Raw genomic sequence first — 16034 nt, 5'->3', positions numbered from 1 at the left:
AAAGAAATGAAAAAACTCAGAGCTATGTCATCGGGCATGGCTCTGAGTTTTGTGGTCGGAAAATAAATAAAAAAGAAGGAGCATTATTGCTCCTTCCCTGCACCAAGCTCTTCTGCCAATTCCACAATCGCTTTATTGATTCTCCAGACGAAATAAAGATGATGAATTAAATCACGCTGGGATTGCTGCCTTGGTGGTGCCATTCGTTCAATTTGTTCTCTTTCCCTGTCCAGACTATAGACAAGCGTCCCGTCTCCGCTTTCTTTAATCAGGTCCATTAATGTTTCAATATTTAGTTCAAGTTTCTCCTCAATCCTGATGAAAACATCGATCAGCTCATCAGGATAGTCGAATCCCTTCCGGTAGGAGGAAGCCACCAGATGTCTCGCATAGTAATTGATGGCTGAAAAAAGGGTGATCCATCGGTTAACGTCGGCATGACGCGGAGATCCGGGTTTCTTTATCAGCGATTGTGCTTCAACGTTTATGGTTTTTAGCTTTTGATCCAATAAGAAGCCTTTGCCTGAAAGCTCTTTAACATTCACATCTTCCCGGAAGCTTCGCACATACGCCGAGACATACGGTTTCAGTTCCTGAAGATAATCAATTATCGTATCGGCCACTTTATCCTTCGTTTTCTTAGGAAAAATAAATAGAGAAACGCCGAATGCAATGCCGGCACCGGCAATGGTATCGATAACCCTTGCACTGATTAGGGAAAATGAAATTCCGCCAAGTAAAAGGTCATACATAAAAGCGACCAGCATCGTAATAAACATGCTCATTAATGTATAAGAGACTTCAAATAAATAAAAAGAGAAGAAAACTGCTGCAAAAATGAGCGTGATCTCCAATACAGAATGGCCGCTGACCAGTTTGGCAAGCGTAAATCCAATTACTGCCCCGATAATCGTTCCAACTGACCGCTGAAAACCTTTTGTATAAATGCGCCCGATTGACTCGGTTCCAAGCAGAACGATAAAGGCAGTCAAAAGGACCCAATAAGGCTGGTCAGGCGAAAGAATCTGGCCGGCAATGATGGAGATGATGGCAGCAGTCAATGCCTGAAACGCTTTTTTAGTGGAAGGTTTGAGGCTCTTGTCTTCTTCAGGTGATTCATCTTCTTCAGGCGTCTCTTCAGATACTTCTATTTCATTGACTTTTACTTTATGAAGTGCCTGCTGTATGGTTATGCCGCCCTCAATGACATGGTTTGCAAGGGACTCGATCCGCCTGATCAAATATAGCCATCCTGCCGGCTTGTCTTCCCTGTTGAACAAATCCATAATAAGCAGGCGAAGCGCCTGTACAGCAAGCTCTGCTTCACGAAGATTTTGTTCTTCATATTGATGGGCAAGAACTTCGGCGTCACGAAGAGAGCGGGTGACCCAGACCAGGAGGTTTCTCAGCTCTATTATGTCAAGCGCATTCGCATTTTTTAAGCTGCGGACGGAGTCAGTCAGGGTTTCAATCAGCATGCCTGTATCAAAGATATATAACCTAAGCTGGGAAGGGGTCAGCCCGGGCCATAATTTCTGTACATCATCTTCATTGATATACTCTGAAACGATTACAGCATAATCCCGGAGCTTCAGCACGTTTCTCCGCAATTCTTCCCGCTGGTGAGCAGTCATACTCTCTTCCTGCATCCCCTCAATTAAGAGATTGAAGGTGAAATTACTTTGAAAATGAAAGGAGCGGATGCTTCTTTTCAGGTTCTTCGCGGTGTTCTGAAAAAGAATGAAATTGAAAAGGAAAGCATACGCAACCCCAATCCAGATCCCAAAGTAAAAGGAGGGCAGCTGGCTGCCTGATAATTGCAGAATAGATGAGAAGTAAAGGGTCATGAATGCGATCATGCATAATGAAAAATAACGGACACCAAAGCGGGTCAAATAAAAGCTTGAAAATATTAATGCAGCCATTGAAATATCCGTAAAAATTGTGCTTTCTGCCAGCAGGGAACCGATTGATACCCCTGCCATTGCTGAAAACCCAAGCAGACCGGTTGTGAGCATTTTTCCTTTTTTAGAGTCATCCATCACAATCATGATGCCAAGCATGCCTGCCATTCCGGAAACAATAGCAGGAGTAAGGGCGAGAGCAGCATCGGCCCCAGTCAATTGCATAAGAAATAAAGTTGTAAATACCGACGCCATTAAACTTAATGTGGCCCGTCCGGCTTTTTGAAATCGGATCAGTCCAGGATCGGATGCCAGCAAACGTCCAAGCCAGCGGTGTTTGATTTGCAGCTGCTTCATTGTTTCACCAATCTTTTTTTGAGAGTTAAAGTGTATTTTACCATTCGTACTTTTATTATCCAAATGAACCAACTTAAGCTTTTTTTGTTTTTTAGGTTTTAAAATCGAACAAATGTTCTATAATAGAGTATGGAGGGATTTAATATGCCGCTAAAAGACAGAGGGAAAATAAAATGGCAGCCTGCTCACTTCATGCCGGAACACCGGGCGATGCTAAGAAAGCTGGAAAGGGAACAAATGGCGCAAAACAAGCCGCTCATTGATGAATATGAATTGGAGGAATATGAAAACAAAATTCACTTTGCAATGGAATTTGCTTATCTTTTGAAAGTAAAAGTCTGGCGGGACGGATTTTTCTGCGAATACAAAGGGAGGGTAAACCGGCTGGATGGCATCAGCAGAAAGATATATCTTGAACTGGAGAGCGGGGACCTTGAGAAAATTAGCTTTGATGAAATAGCCGGGGCGGAAGTGGAAGGATGAAATAATATGACTCGAGGAACTCTCCTCGAGTTTTTTATATGAATCGCATAAAACTGCAGAAAAGCACCTATTTATCAAATTTTTAGATATAATGAAGAAAAGCAGAGGGAAAGGGGCCTGTAAGCAATTGATGAGAAAAAAATACACCATTAAACATTTTTTCGTTGTAAGGAGACAAATGAATGAATGAATTATTAATAGATTTGATTGATGATCTGCAAAAGTCAAATGGAGGCCATATTCTGTACCACTTTGATCGGATTGATTGCTATATTCAAAATGCAGTCTCATACATAACGGCTGGCGTCAGATGCGGCGGACATGTTTTGCTTGTGGAGAATGACCGGAATTATTTCCTTATTGATAAAGAATTAACTAATTTGTTAGGAAAAGAGGAATTAAGCAGAGTTCATTTTATGAATAATTTTGATTTTTATTATTCCAACGGTAATTTTAATCCTGATACAGTGTTCAATTTTTTTCTTAAACACATTCAGCCTTACTTAGATAGCAATCCAAAGATATTCACATGGGGTCTGGTTGAGTGGGGAAACGTAAAAGAATATATTCCTTTAGTCGAACAATATGAAAAGAAGCTTTTTAAGGCCGTTTCTGAGCATAGCCTGATTTCCCTGTGTGCTTATAATAACTGCAGCACCCCGCTGGAATTAAAGGATAGTCTGCTACGCTGCCATGATGTGCTCATAACAGATAGAGAGTATAAATACCTATAAAAATGGTTTAGGAGAAACCGATGGAAAAGATCACATTTCATGATATTTATAAACCGGGACACGCTGTTCTGGAAAATGGCCTTTTTATTCATAATCATAATCCTGACATGCTCCTTCAGTATGACAGCAATTTTATTGCCTTTAAAAGAATGCCTTCCGTTCAGGAGTTTGAGGAGGCACATCAATATTTAAAAGAGTTTCATCAGAAATATGGCCAAAAGCATGTAAGGTTTTATTTTCCGGATGACGAAGAGCTTTCTGAAGAGCTTGAGGCGTTCTTTCAGCAGGATGAAGATTATACGGTTGGGTTCTTGGAGTTATTTGCGATTCTTCCGGCTGATTTTCCGGAAGTCCAGGAAAGGGAAGAAATCATAGTCGAAAATGTTACGGATAAAACATGGAACGATTATTTGGAATTTCAATATGAGCAGGATTCGGTGTATGGGAAAAATTTTGCGGAGAAAAAGAAAGCTCAGCATTTAAGAAATTACAGCGATGACAGCATTCAGCAGCTTATTGCATTTTATAAAGGAAAGCCCGCCGGATCTGTTGATGTCATTATTAAGGAAAGAACAGCTGAAATTGATGGACTGATGGTCCATGAGGATTGTCAGAAAAAGGGCATCGGCAGCTGCCTGCAGAAATCCGTGATGGATCAGTTCAAGGATAAAACGATCATTCTTGTGGCGGATGGGGAAGATACCCCAAAGGAGATGTACCGCAGGCAAAATTACCGGTATATTGGAAAGCAGTATAACTTACTAAAAGTATACGAATGAATGGAAGCTTGGTTCTATGTGAGCCAGGTTTTTTTGTGCTAATAGAACATTGTTTCACTGTGAAAATCGTTAAATCATTGATTTCATGGTGCAAAACACAATATCTGTCGAAAAAACTCAGGAAAAAAAGAATAAAATAATATTCCTAACGTAACAGTGTTATGTTACAATCAAATCATCAGAAAGGAGTCCTGGAATTTGAGCGATGAATTAATTTCAAAAAAAGAAGTATTGGATTTAACTGGTATTTCTTATGGACAGCTTTACCGGTGGAAAAGGAAGAATCTGATACCTGAGGATTGGTTTGTCCGGAAATCAACTTTTACAGGGCAGGAGACTTTTTTTCCAAAAGAGAAAATCCTCGAGCGCGTCGAAAAAGTACAGAAGATGAAGGATAGCCTTTCGCTCGATGAGCTGGCTGATTTGTTTTCGCTGAATGCTACGAATCTGAAGCTGTCAAAGGATAGTCTGATTGCTAAAGGAATAGTTTCCGAGCCGGTTATGAATATATTTCTGGATACACAGGGGGAGATTAATGAATTCAATTATCATGAGATTTTGAAGCTTTATATTCTTTCAAACCTGCTGGAATCGGGTGATATCCATATCGAGGAAGGGAAAATGCTCCTTCAGATATTAAATGATCATCAAAAAATCCTGCAGCAGCCAAAGGCTGTGATCTGCTTTATTCGAAAACTAGGCATGTCCAGCTGCCTGGTTTCAATGAACGGGGAAAAGGTCCTTCTTGAAAAAGGGACAAAATTGGCTGCCGCTATATCAATAGAGCAATGTGCTGAAGAATTAAAATCCAAATTGGCATAGGAGGAAATGCTGTGGAAATGAAAACACTGGGAAACTTAATCATTAATGGAGTTGGATCGGTTAATGGAGGAGCTTTTAATAAAGTCGAAATCAATGGAAAGGGCACGGTAAATAGTGATATAGAGTGCGAGAAATTCTATTGCAACGGTACAGGCACGGTCCATGGAAATGTAAAAACCGAAAAAGGAAAGATCAGCGGTGCAGCCAAAATCCATGGAGCAGTTAAAGCTGATTCCTTAAATGTTAACGGTTCTGCCTCCATTTCAGAAGCTGTCCTAAGCCGAAAGCTTGAGGTGGCCGGGAGTTCCTCCATTGGGGGTTCTGTGAAAAGCGATGAAATGGTTGTGGATGGGAAAGCAAAGATTGCCGGAGACTGTGAAGCGGAGGTTTTCCGCGCGGAAGGGGCTTTTAAGATAGATGGTTTACTGAACGCAGAAACGATTGATATTAAACTATTTGGAGAAAGCAAAGCGAAAGAGATTGGCGGAAGAAAGATAAAAGTGGCACAGCATAGAGAAAGCCTATTTAAATTAATCAAATCGCTATTTCCATTAAAGCTCGAGGCGGAATTAATTGAAGGGGATGACATTGAACTCGAAGGCACCACAGCTCTTGTCGTCAGAGGGAAAAATGTCAAAATCGGCAAAAATTGCGAGATTGGACTAGTGGAATACTCCGGAGAATACGAATGTTCACCAGACTCAGAGGTGAAAGAATCCCGGTTAATATAGAATAATGAATGCCTAACCTGATTGGTTAGGTTTTTTTTATTTAAAGGGCAAGATAATCATAATACCGGGCACACTAACAAACAAGACTCGTTTTCCAAAGGAGAGTTATTGTGTTCCGGAAACATTACAGCCACCATAAAAAGATAAGCAGGAGTATTCACTCTAATATTCAATACTTAACAGAGCAGTTTGGCAACAGCTCCGATCTATCAATCCGAAATATAATACTTTCAAACCATGGTAAAGCAGCCATCATACATATCCAGGGGATCGTTGACGAACAAAGCCTGCATGACAATGTTCTCCATCCTATTCTCGCATGGAGTCATGAACAAAAACCTATTCAAAATTGGTCCGGGGAAATAGTTCAGATCATTTCGGTATCTAAGGTAAACACCATTGATGACTGGTCCGAAATAGTGAACGGCCTGCTGAGCGGGGACACGGTTATTTTGATAGAGGGACATTCAGAGGCGATCCTTGCCGGAACAGGAAAGATTCAATCAAGAACTATTACTGAACCTTCGACACAAACGGTGGTAAAAGGGCCAAAAGATGGATTTACGGAGAATTTAGGTACGAATATTTCACTGATCCGTGCCAGAATACAAAATAACAATCTAAGGATAGAACAGACAAAAGCAGGGAAAGTGACCAAAACCGATATCGGCATCTTATACATGGAGGGTATAGCGAAAGAGGAAATCGTAAAGGAAGTGAAGGAAAGAATCAGTAAAATCGATATGGACAGTATACTGGACACAAATTATGTGGAAGAAGCCTTAAAGGACAACAGGAAAACGATCTTTCCGCTCTTCCAGAATTCGGAGAGGCCAGACGTGGTCGCAGCTAACCTTTTAGAAGGCAAAATTGCGATCATTATACAGGGAACACCATTTGCATTGATTCTGCCGGCTGTTTTTATCCAATTTTTTCAATCTCCTGAAGACTATTATGCCAATTACCTGGTGAGTTCCTTTCTAAGACTCATTCGGGTTGGCTCTTTTTACGTTAACATGTATGCCTCGGCCATTTATTTGGCCCTGATCACGCATCACCATGGCTTAATCCCTACTACTTTAATGGTGACGCTCATGGCACAAAGAGAACAGGTTCCGTTTCCTGCCATTGTGGAACTGCTGGTAATGGAACTGGCCTTCGAAGTCCTGCGGGAAGCCGGGATCCGGATGCCAAGGGCCATTGGTCCGGCTGTTTCCATTGTAGGGGCACTTATTCTCGGGCAGGCTGCAGTCGAAGCAGGCTTTGTTTCAGCAGCAATTGTAATCATCGTGGCGACTACAGCCATCTCAAGCTTCACACTGCCTAACCCTAATATTGTGAACGCCGCACGCGGGATGCGGTTCATTCTTATTTTTGCCGCTGCTTTTATTGGATTCTATGGAATTATCCTGTTTTCTTTATGCATTATTCTGCACCTTTGCAGTCTTAAATCAGTAGGAGTCCCATATCTCACTCCACTCTCACCGGTCAGAGTCAGCGGTTTGAAAGACAGTTTAGTCCGGATAGGGACCTCATCCAAGTGAGGCCCTTGTTCCGGAAGTCAATTAAAAGAGCAGGGATGAACGTATGAGAAAAGTCATTTCGATCATGTTGATAATGGGTTTACTAACGGGCTGTTCCAATTATAGAGATTTAAATGAAGTCGCTTTAATAATCGCCATTGGCATAGACCTCCCCCAGGAAAGGGAATCAGGCTATCGGGTCACGTATCAAGTAATCAATCCGGGTTATTTTTCGCAAAATGGGACAGGAAACAGCCTTCCAGTTATTAATTACACAGTCGAATCAGAAACGTTTATTGAAGCGTACAGGATGGCGTCTTTAATCATTCCAAGAGAGAACAGTGTTACTCATCTTTCTTTGATTGTGATTGGAGAGGCTCTTGCAAGAGAGGGGCTGGGACTTATATTTGATGTGTTTGAAAGAGGTGAATCACGCTCATCGTTTCCAGTTTTTATTGCAAGGGACACGACTGCGGAAGAAGTTCTCGGGGTCATTGAGCCGTTGGAATCCAATCCAACGAAAAGCATCATCAGCACCAGCGAGAATAATGGAAAAATGTACTCCATCTCAGAAATCGTTCCCATTTACCGGGCCATCTCCCTTTTATCAGGTGAGGGGCAGAACCTTATGCTTTCAGGCATTCATTTGAACAAACCGCTTAAATCCCAGAATCAGACGGATAACCTGCAGAACATCAAGCCGCCGGTCGTAGAGGTAACTGGATTGGCACTGTTTAAAAAAGATCAATTAGCCGGCTGGTTTGACGGCAAAATCGCAAGAACAGCCCATATAATCAATTCAGCCGCTGAATATACATCCTTTCCGCTGCCATGTAACAATAAAAAAAATTTGACCGTCACGACAAAAGGAATGAGGTCGACCATTAAGACAGAGTTAAAACCAAAATTGACTCTGGCAGTTGATGCAGATATTAAGGGCTATATTGCTGAACTGGAATGCTATATAAAAATTGATAGTGATAAAGAAATAAGAAAGATTGAGAAAAAATTAGAAAAAGAGGCCGAAAGCCAAATAAGGGAAACAATCAAAATGGCGCAGGAAATGGAAACCGATGTATTCGGTTTCGGCAGAAAACTATCCATTAATAATCCGGATTACTGGAAAAAACATAAGAAAGAATGGAATAAGCTATTTAAAACTGCGGATATTGAAGTAAATGTGAATGCGAAAATAACGAACGCAGGATTACTGACAGATCCATATAAACTACAATAATTCTGGATGTGAAGTAAATGCCGAAAGATAAGATTGATGGAATACAATTATTCTGCTTGATGGTCCTTTTTATGTTTGGGACAGCTGTGTTTCTGGATCTTGGAAGCGGAGCCCGCCAGGACGCATGGATCGTTACGATTCTTTCACCCATTGCCGGGCTGATAATCTTTGCTGTTTACTATCGTCTTTACAGACAGTATCCGGATTTGCCGCTGACAGAATACATGAAAAAAATTTTAGGGAAATACCTGGGAAGCCTTATAAGCTATATGTACATTATCTATTTCATTTATATTGCGTCCAGGGTTTTGCGTGATGTTGAGGAATTACTGATCAGTTCTCCTTATGCCAAAACCTCCATTATTACGCTGGGTATCTGTATGGTGTTTGCATTGGTATACGCAGTTCATTTAGGTTTTGAGGTATTTGCAAGAGCAGGGATTATCTGCTTCGCCCTCATGACAGTCACTTTATTGCTAATCCTGATATTCTATGTGATCAGTGACTTGATTCATCTGGAAAATTTGCGGCCTGTTTTAGCTAAAGGATGGAAACCGGTCTTCAGGGAGATTTTTCCGGTTAATATGACGGTTCCTTACGGAGAGTTGGTTATATTTACGATGATCCTTCCTTTAATGAAACGGAAGACAAAGATTTTAAAAACAGGGAGTATGGCCATTGCGTATGTTGGCATTTATTTAACCATTAATACGATGCTCTTAATTTGTATTCTTGGTGCAGATCTCCTTGAGCGTTCGGCCTTCCCGGCACTGGCTGCTGTTGGCTATATTCAAATTGGGGGATTTATTCAGCGTCTGGATCCTTTTATCATCCTATTGATTGTATTTCTGGGGTTTATTAAAGTGGGCCTGTTCTTCTATTGTGCGGTAATCGGAATGAATAACCTTTTTAAAATGAGGCCAAATGTTTTCACTTCCTATTTTATGGGCGGGATTATTTGTCTTTCCTCCATTATGATTGCACCAAGCTATCAAAGCCATCTGGATGAAGGATTAAAAGTAGTCCCTTATTTCCTGCATATTGCTTTCCAATTCGCCATTCCTGCTGTATTGCTCGTACTGGCGGCCATCCAGCGTAAATGGAAACAGGGAAAAGTGTAGAATAGCGATTATTTTTTCTTCTTTTCATGTAACCAGTACATAACGAATAAACCAAGGATAAAAATGATGATAAGGAAATAATCTTCTCCCTGTGCGGAAGACAGAACAATTTTTATGCTTTTCCAGGATTCAAATATTGAATGGCCCTGGATATAATCAAGTAAAACAATGAGGCAGGCTGTACCGGCTAAGAGTGATAAGAGAACGATCATAGCACGCATATGATTCAGCTCCAGGTATTAGGATATGTATTAGGTTTAACATGTTTTTTCTTTTATAAACTAAATAGGAACCAAGTGTTGCGGGAAAACATGAAGTGAATAAGGGGTAAAAGCCTGTCTGCAGCATAATGGACAAATTTAGAAAAATATACTTTATTAGTCATAAAAAAATAAATAAATTTTTTATTTTTGTAAGCGCTTTAAAGGGTTGAAGTTTTCAGAAGACTTTGATAAGATTTAAAAAACCGAAAAGGCTATGTGTAACTGGCGAGACGCGGATCACCGCGGGGGAGCACATAGTGTCGAAGCCGTTCGCCTGGGCAGAGGTAAGGGATTCTACCCTTGCCTCTTTCTGTTTTAAAATCTGACAAAGTTAGTTGAAAAGGGGAGAATCCAGTGAGTACCATGACTTTAGACAAAGTAAAAACGATTAAAACACTGAATGCCATTGCGCCAAGCGGTCTTGAAGTGTTTAACAAGGATCATTTTACAATCGATAATGAAAGCGGCAATCCGGATGCGATTGTTCTTCGCAGCTTTAATATGCATTCGATGGAATTGGGCGATCGATTAAAAGCAATCGCCCGTGCAGGTGCTGGAGTGAATAACATCCCGGTGGAGAAATGCACTGAGCAGGGAATAGTTGTGTTTAATACACCCGGCGCCAATGCAAATGCCGTAAAAGAAATGGTGCTTACCTCCTTAATGGCTTCATCCCGGAATCTTTTTGCCGGAATTACTTGGACTAAAACGCTGAAGGATGAAGGAGATCAGATCCCTAAGCTTGTAGAAGCAGGAAAGAAGCAATTTGTCGGAAAAGAAATTAAGGGGAAAACGCTCGGTGTCATCGGATTGGGGGCAATCGGGGCACTTGTAGCCAATGATGCACTGGAACTGGATATGGATGTTGTTGGCTTTGATCCCTTTATTTCTGTCGACACGGCCTGGAACCTGTCCCGCAATGTTCAGCGTGCCATGAACATCGAGCAGGTGTTTGCAGAATCAGACTATATCACTGTGCATGTTCCATTAACCGATGATACAAGGGAAATGTTCAATGAAGATACGTTTAGCATAATGAAAAAGGGTGTTCACATCCTGAATTTCTCACGCGGAGAGCTTGTGAATGAAGCAGATATGGCAGCTGCCCTTGAAAGCGGAAAAGTGGGAAAGTATATTACAGACTTCCCAAATGAAAATATCCTTAAAATGAAAAACACAGTGGCCATTCCACACCTTGGCGCATCAACGAAGGAATCGGAGGAAAACTGTGCAGTCATGGCAGCACGCCAGGTGAAGCACTTCCTTGAAACAGGCAATGTCAAAAACTCAGTGAACTTCCCAAATGCTGCGCTTCCTTACACGGGCAAGCGGCGTGTCACTGCTTTTCATAAAAACATCCCAAATATGGTCGGCCAAATCACACTTTCCATTTCAAGCTACCAGCTGAATATCGCAGACATGGTAAACCGCAGCCGAGGTGAATATGCGTACACCATGATCGACATCGATAATAAAGTGAATGGCGATGTGATCCCTGGACTGCTTGAGCAGATTAATCAAATTGAAGGCATGATTACGTCACGGATAATATAAGTTGGCCCTGGTATTGATAGGACCTTGGGGACTTCGGACACAGAAAGCGTAAGACAGTGATTTAGAGTCTGAAGCTGGAGCAACTTCGGGCACAGAAAGCGGGAAACAGAGAGGTAGAGTCCGAACAGCAAGCTGCATTGGATCTCTTGCCAATAGAATCAGAAAACAGACCTCATCCAAGAGGTCTGTTTTTTGCATCACAGATTTTTGCGTAAGGAATCCCTTTTCACCTGATAATACCCCCTGCAAAAAAACGAGTTTTTTGGTTTCATGGCAATTAAGAAAGAATTGTAGATATCCGAGGCGGAAATGGATGAATTAAACCAGCAAATAAATAATAGAATTGTTTTAATATTCCCTGATACATAGAAGGATAGAACGCCAGTGATGCCTGATAATACAATAAAGGGCAAACTCATAAAAACCCAAAATCTCATTTTGGATAGAGTAGCATTTGTATTTAGCCAAAAATACAATCCGCTAAATGTTAAGCTAATATCGCCTTTTTTGCTGATAACCAAAATATGCAGACATTCGTGAACTATAAAGACAAAGATACCTATTAAAATGAGGTAAATGATATGAATCTGAGAGAAACCTGTCTCAAAAAAATAGGGTATCAAAAATATGATGATCTGGAGCAGATATACAAACTTCATATAATGCTTTCGATACCAATTACTCCTTATAAAAGGAGACCATTCTGCCAAATTCATGCTAATCTGCGGTAAGTGGCGAAACCATGTGATGATAAGTGTTCCCTCCCTCATTTAACCGAGTATTTTCACTAATTTTAACATAAAATTCCAATTTTATTAACAATAAAAACGCACAGTAACTCAAATTACTGTGCGTTTTTTTTGACGTTTGCGATTGGTTTATACTTTTTCCCCGGAGTAGTACTCGTCAATTGCCCGAAGCCAATTAACACGCGCGATATTTCCAGCCTTTTCTCTGTCTTTTTCTTCAAAAGCTTTTAATATATCTTCATGTTCTTCAATAGAACGTTCTTTAAGAATAATGGTTTTATTATAGTATAACCGCATGACATGAGCCTGCAGCATGGATGCTGTATTTGAAATATAAGGATTCTGGGCAAGGTCGATAATGATATTGTGAAACTTCTCATCCTGCTTCAATGCTGAGAAGGTATCTCCCGCCATTAGAGCTTTGGCGAATTTATGATTGATGTCCCTGAGAATATTGATTGACTCCTGGCTGATCACAGGAGCTGCCAATTCTGCGGCAAGGGCCTGCAGTACGCCTAAAGGAGGCAGGATCTTGCTAATATCTTCCGGGTTAACTGACGTGACTTGAGTTCCCACACCAGGGAACATTTCTACAAATCCCTGAACATTCAGGAGCTGAAGCGCTTCCCTAATAGGGGTGCGGCTGACTCCTAATGCTTTAGCAAGGTCAGCATCATTCAATTTTTCCTTCGGTTGAAGTGTCCCGTCAATAATCCACTCCTGAATTTGAGAGAAGGCGCGATCTTTAGCGGATACACGGGTAGGTGATGAATAATTAGAGGGTATTGGCATAGCTGTGACCACCTTTTCATTTCTAGCAATTTGCAGCGAATTTATAGTTACTTCCAATATAATATATATTTAGTATATAGAAGTATCTTAATAAATTCAATATATCGCATGATTCGACAAAAAAATCACGCGATATATTGCATAAATATTTTGGATATGTTATCTTGAGTTATGCAATATATTACTAGTGTGAAAAAATAAAAATATTACCGCACTATAATTTCAGAAAATTTAAATTTGATAGACTGTTAGGTTTGAAATCATGTTGATAGGAGGAAATAACATGACGAACAAAATACCCTTCTCATTTATTGTGACAGTTGGTTTTATGCTATTTGCCTTGTTTTTCGGGGCAGGAAATTTAATTTTCCCTGCAATGCTGGGCCAAGCGGCAGGAACGAATGTATGGTCAGCTAACGCAGGCTTCATTATAACAGGTGTGGGATTGCCTCTGCTTGGCATTCTGGCTTTGGGTTTCTCGGGAAAAAGTGATTTGCAATCGCTCGCTAACCGTGTCAATCCATTATTCGGAATGGCTTTTACGGTAGCCCTTTACTTATCAATTGGTCCGCTATTTGCGATTCCAAGAACAGCTACAGTGTCATACGAAATCGGAATTAAACCTTTTCTATCGGAAGGAAGCGGTTCTGTTGGCTTAATTATATTTTCAGTTATTTTCTTCGGCGTTACAGCTTATTTTTCTTTAAATTCTTCAAAGATTGTAGATATTGTAGGAAAATATTTAACACCGATTCTATTAATTGTAATTGCTGTTTTGATCGGCGCTGCATTCATTAATCCAATGGGTGCATTCCAGGCTCCGACTGAAGCCTATATGAACGGTGCATTTTTTAAAGGGTTCCAGGAAGGCTATCTGACAATGGATGCCTTGGCAGCATTTGTCTTCGGTATTATTGTCGTAAATGCTGTAAAAGATAAAGGAGCTGCAACCAGGAAGGATATCATGGTATCCATTGCCAAAGCAGGTTTAATTGCTTCCGGTCTATTAGCAGTCATTTATACATCGCTTTCCTTTATTGGGGCGTCAAGTGTCAGCGGTCTGGGGGCGTTGGATAACGGCGGTGCTGTTCTATCAGGTGCGTCTGTGCATTATTTTGGCTCATTGGGTGCACTGCTTCTAAGTGTCATTGTGTTTGGCGCTTGTCTGACTACCAGCATCGGTCTGATTACAGCTTGCTCTTCATTTTTCAATAAACTGATGCCAAAAGTATCTTATAAAATGTTCGTCGTTGTTTTATCCATCTTCAGTGCGGTTTTTGCCAACTTTGGATTAAGCCAGCTGATCGCCATTTCCGTACCTGTATTGGTGGGAATCTATCCATTGGCGATTGCACTGATGGCTCTTACTTTTCTTCATCCGATCTTTAAAGGGAGGAAAGAAGTTTATCAGGGAAGCATGCTTTTCACCTTCGTGGTAAGTTTGTTTGATGGCTTGAACGCGGCAGGCATTACATTCGCGCCAATCAATGACCTTTTTAGTGCAATCCTCCCGTTATATGATGTTGGTTTAGGCTGGATTGTACCGTGCTTGGCAGGCGGTCTGATCGGTCTTGCCGCTGCAGTAATAAAGGGCGGAAGCCATTCACATTCTTCTGAAGTGAAGAAAGCTGCATAATGTGTGCAACCTCCAGTTTTCAGCTGGGGGTTTTATTGTGTGTTTAATAATTACGAACATTAAGTGGGAGTAATGGACTAAATGTTCGTTTTTAGATTGATTTTGTGAAGGATATTTGTTATATTAGCAACGTAATCTTATAAAAAACATCACTCGTATATGCTCGGTAATATGGTCTGAGCGTTTCTACCTGGTTCCCAAAGAATGAACCGGACTACGGGTTAAAGTATAGGAAACAGCTGTATTCTTTTTGCAGCGGCTTTAACTCTATGGTCTGGAAGGTAGAAAACATTCTGGTTTTTCAGGCCTTTTTCTATTACCAGGATTTCGGGTGAATCAGACAACAGGGGGAGAACGTACTATGAAAAAGAAATTAGCATCATTCGCTGCCATCGCAGTCATGTCTGTATCCATGCTTTCCGGGTGCACTTCAGCACCAAAGTTTGAAACAGAAGCAGAAGGGGCACAAAAACCGATTCTTATTCAAGGACCTATGCCGATCGAGGCGGAAAAATTTGCCCAGCGATTAGACAAGGTTAAAGTTGAAAAATCAGGGAATTTTGTTTTCTATAAAGGAAAATTGGACAAGTATCCAGTCATCGTTGCCAAGACAGGAAAGGGCATGGAAAATACAGCTGCCGCTACCGCGATTGCCATTGAAAAGTATGATCCCGCAGCAATCATCAATCAGGGAACATCCGGCGGCCATGACCCGAATTTGAATGTGTATGATATTGTATTAGGCGAAAGAACAGTCAATATTGGATCACTGAAAACGGGCCATTTGGAAGAAGGAGAAGGAATCGAACCAACCAATTGGATTCCGATGGACCTGATGGCTTCTGAAGGAAGTGCAGGGGAAGACCCTGATGCGGAAAAGATCCGTTACTTTGATGGTGATGAAAACCTGCTGGCTGCTGCCAATGCTGTAAAAGATAAGTACACCAAGGGCAAGGTAGTCGAAGGAACGATTGGTTCAGCAGACTTATGGAATAATGAAGTGGACCGCATCAACTGGTTCCACGAAAACTACAAAACATCGGTAGAAGAAATGGAAGGTGCCGCAGCAGCGCAGATTGCCGGAGCATATGATGTTCCATTCCTGGGCATTCGCGTCCTTTCCAATAACAAGACAAACGGGGGCAAGTACGATCCCAACACCGCTGCAGCAAATCAGGATTATGTGTATGAAGTTGTAAAGCAGTATATTAGAGAGATAAATGGAAAATAATTTAGATACAGAAGGCGGAAATCCGGGGTGCTGAGTCAGAACCTGGTGCAACTTCGGACACAAAAGGCGAGAAGCCGGGAGTTGGAGTCAGAATCTGGTCCAATTTCGGACACAAAAA

Annotated in this window: 15 protein-coding genes and 2 riboswitches; of the genes, 11 read left to right on the top strand and 4 right to left on the bottom strand. The window is 41.2% G+C overall.

Features of this window, described 5'->3' with window-relative positions; all coding sequences use genetic code 11:
* Nucleotides 1-83: 83 nt before the first annotated feature.
* Complete coding sequence (locus CHI10_RS16245; protein WP_286137411.1) at nucleotides 84-2261, bottom strand: FUSC family protein; 2178 nt, start codon at nucleotides 2259-2261, stop codon at nucleotides 84-86.
* A gap of 144 nt (nucleotides 2262-2405) precedes the next feature.
* On the opposite strand from CHI10_RS16245, the gene CHI10_RS16240 reads away from it, so the two are divergent.
* From CHI10_RS16240 to CHI10_RS16205, 8 genes are all read left to right on the top strand, one after another.
* Nucleotides 2406-2744 (top strand): YolD-like family protein, encoded by a 339-nt coding sequence (locus tag CHI10_RS16240; RefSeq protein WP_095245270.1) that lies wholly within the window; start codon nucleotides 2406-2408, stop codon nucleotides 2742-2744.
* A gap of 182 nt (nucleotides 2745-2926) precedes the next feature.
* Nucleotides 2927-3478: an MEDS domain-containing protein gene (locus tag CHI10_RS16235; RefSeq protein WP_095245269.1), complete on the top strand. Its 552-nt coding sequence runs from the start codon at nucleotides 2927-2929 to the stop codon at nucleotides 3476-3478.
* A gap of 20 nt (nucleotides 3479-3498) precedes the next feature.
* The gene (locus CHI10_RS16230; RefSeq protein ID WP_095245268.1) at nucleotides 3499-4257 is read left to right on the top strand and encodes a GNAT family N-acetyltransferase; all 759 of its coding nucleotides are present in this window, start codon (nucleotides 3499-3501) and stop codon (nucleotides 4255-4257) included.
* A gap of 198 nt (nucleotides 4258-4455) precedes the next feature.
* The gene (locus CHI10_RS16225; RefSeq protein WP_095245267.1) at nucleotides 4456-5079 is read left to right on the top strand and encodes a YhbD family protein; all 624 of its coding nucleotides are present in this window, start codon (nucleotides 4456-4458) and stop codon (nucleotides 5077-5079) included.
* A gap of 17 nt (nucleotides 5080-5096) precedes the next feature.
* Nucleotides 5097-5810, top strand: coding sequence for a polymer-forming cytoskeletal protein (locus CHI10_RS16220; RefSeq protein WP_095245271.1), 714 nt, complete (start codon nucleotides 5097-5099; stop codon nucleotides 5808-5810).
* 110 nt (nucleotides 5811-5920) lie between these two features.
* A complete protein-coding gene (locus CHI10_RS16215; protein WP_286137410.1) occupies nucleotides 5921-7354 on the top strand; it encodes a spore germination protein in 1434 nt (477 codons plus the stop codon).
* A gap of 43 nt (nucleotides 7355-7397) precedes the next feature.
* Entirely contained in the window at nucleotides 7398-8570 is a 1173-nt protein-coding gene (locus tag CHI10_RS16210) for a Ger(x)C family spore germination protein (protein ID WP_095245265.1), read from the top strand.
* A gap of 17 nt (nucleotides 8571-8587) precedes the next feature.
* Nucleotides 8588-9691 (top strand): GerAB/ArcD/ProY family transporter, encoded by a 1104-nt coding sequence (locus tag CHI10_RS16205; RefSeq protein ID WP_095245264.1) that lies wholly within the window; start codon nucleotides 8588-8590, stop codon nucleotides 9689-9691.
* Between the two features lie 8 nt (nucleotides 9692-9699).
* On the opposite strand, the gene CHI10_RS16200 is transcribed toward CHI10_RS16205, so the two are convergent.
* A complete protein-coding gene (locus tag CHI10_RS16200; RefSeq protein ID WP_095245263.1) occupies nucleotides 9700-9912 on the bottom strand; it encodes a YczF family membrane protein in 213 nt (70 codons plus the stop codon).
* 250 nt (nucleotides 9913-10162) lie between these two features.
* Nucleotides 10163-10241, top strand: a riboswitch (ZMP/ZTP riboswitch).
* A gap of 67 nt (nucleotides 10242-10308) precedes the next feature.
* Here CHI10_RS16200 and CHI10_RS16195 point away from each other — a divergent pair.
* Nucleotides 10309-11508: a phosphoglycerate dehydrogenase gene (locus CHI10_RS16195; RefSeq protein WP_095245262.1), complete on the top strand. Its 1200-nt coding sequence runs from the start codon at nucleotides 10309-10311 to the stop codon at nucleotides 11506-11508.
* 197 nt (nucleotides 11509-11705) lie between these two features.
* Here the strand turns inward: CHI10_RS16195 and CHI10_RS16190 are convergent, their stop codons facing one another.
* Nucleotides 11706-12224 carry a DUF3267 domain-containing protein gene (locus tag CHI10_RS16190; RefSeq protein WP_095245261.1) on the bottom strand — a complete coding sequence of 173 codons (519 nt, stop codon included), beginning with the start codon at nucleotides 12222-12224 and terminating at the stop codon, nucleotides 11706-11708.
* Between the two features lie 162 nt (nucleotides 12225-12386).
* Nucleotides 12387-13049 (bottom strand): GntR family transcriptional regulator, encoded by a 663-nt coding sequence (locus CHI10_RS16185; protein ID WP_095245260.1) that lies wholly within the window; start codon nucleotides 13047-13049, stop codon nucleotides 12387-12389.
* A gap of 283 nt (nucleotides 13050-13332) precedes the next feature.
* Here CHI10_RS16185 and brnQ point away from each other — a divergent pair, with 283 nt between their 5' ends.
* Together brnQ and CHI10_RS16175 are read left to right on the top strand one after the other, a co-directional pair.
* On the top strand, nucleotides 13333-14685 hold the full coding sequence (gene brnQ, locus CHI10_RS16180) for a branched-chain amino acid transport system II carrier protein (protein WP_095245259.1): 1353 nt from the start codon (nucleotides 13333-13335) through the stop codon (nucleotides 14683-14685).
* A 133-nt stretch (nucleotides 14686-14818) separates the two neighbouring features.
* Nucleotides 14819-14922, top strand: a riboswitch (purine riboswitch).
* A gap of 124 nt (nucleotides 14923-15046) precedes the next feature.
* Nucleotides 15047-15916, top strand: a complete 870-nt coding sequence (locus CHI10_RS16175) for a 5'-methylthioadenosine/S-adenosylhomocysteine nucleosidase (protein WP_095245258.1) — start codon at nucleotides 15047-15049, stop codon at nucleotides 15914-15916.
* The last annotated feature ends 118 nt before the right edge of the window (nucleotides 15917-16034 follow it).

It is taken from the genome of Bacillus sp. 7894-2, assembly GCF_002272225.1.
Taxonomy (GTDB): Bacteria; Bacillota; Bacilli; order Bacillales; family Cytobacillaceae; genus Cytobacillus.
Note: the sequence above shows the minus strand (reverse complement) of the source record. Positions and strands in the feature narration are given on the sequence as shown.

What these genes read in the sequence shown, in the direction of transcription:
- CHI10_RS16245 (WP_286137411.1), bottom strand. Translation starts at nt 2,261, where the DNA reads ATGAAGCAGCTGCAAATCAAACACCGCTGGCTTGGACGTTTGCTGGCA.
- CHI10_RS16240 (WP_095245270.1), top strand. Translation starts at nt 2,406, where the DNA reads ATGCCGCTAAAAGACAGAGGGAAAATAAAATGGCAGCCTGCTCACTTC.
- CHI10_RS16235 (WP_095245269.1), top strand. Translation starts at nt 2,927, where the DNA reads ATGAATGAATTATTAATAGATTTGATTGATGATCTGCAAAAGTCAAAT.
- CHI10_RS16230 (WP_095245268.1), top strand. Translation starts at nt 3,499, where the DNA reads ATGGAAAAGATCACATTTCATGATATTTATAAACCGGGACACGCTGTT.
- CHI10_RS16220 (WP_095245271.1), top strand. Translation starts at nt 5,097, where the DNA reads ATGAAAACACTGGGAAACTTAATCATTAATGGAGTTGGATCGGTTAAT.
- CHI10_RS16210 (WP_095245265.1), top strand. Translation starts at nt 7,398, where the DNA reads ATGAGAAAAGTCATTTCGATCATGTTGATAATGGGTTTACTAACGGGC.
- CHI10_RS16205 (WP_095245264.1), top strand. Translation starts at nt 8,588, where the DNA reads ATGCCGAAAGATAAGATTGATGGAATACAATTATTCTGCTTGATGGTC.
- CHI10_RS16200 (WP_095245263.1), bottom strand. Translation starts at nt 9,912, where the DNA reads ATGCGTGCTATGATCGTTCTCTTATCACTCTTAGCCGGTACAGCCTGC.
- CHI10_RS16190 (WP_095245261.1), bottom strand. Translation starts at nt 12,224, where the DNA reads ATGAATTTGGCAGAATGGTCTCCTTTTATAAGGAGTAATTGGTATCGA.
- CHI10_RS16185 (WP_095245260.1), bottom strand. Translation starts at nt 13,049, where the DNA reads ATGCCAATACCCTCTAATTATTCATCACCTACCCGTGTATCCGCTAAA.
- brnQ (WP_095245259.1), top strand. Translation starts at nt 13,333, where the DNA reads ATGACGAACAAAATACCCTTCTCATTTATTGTGACAGTTGGTTTTATG.
- CHI10_RS16175 (WP_095245258.1), top strand. Translation starts at nt 15,047, where the DNA reads ATGAAAAAGAAATTAGCATCATTCGCTGCCATCGCAGTCATGTCTGTA.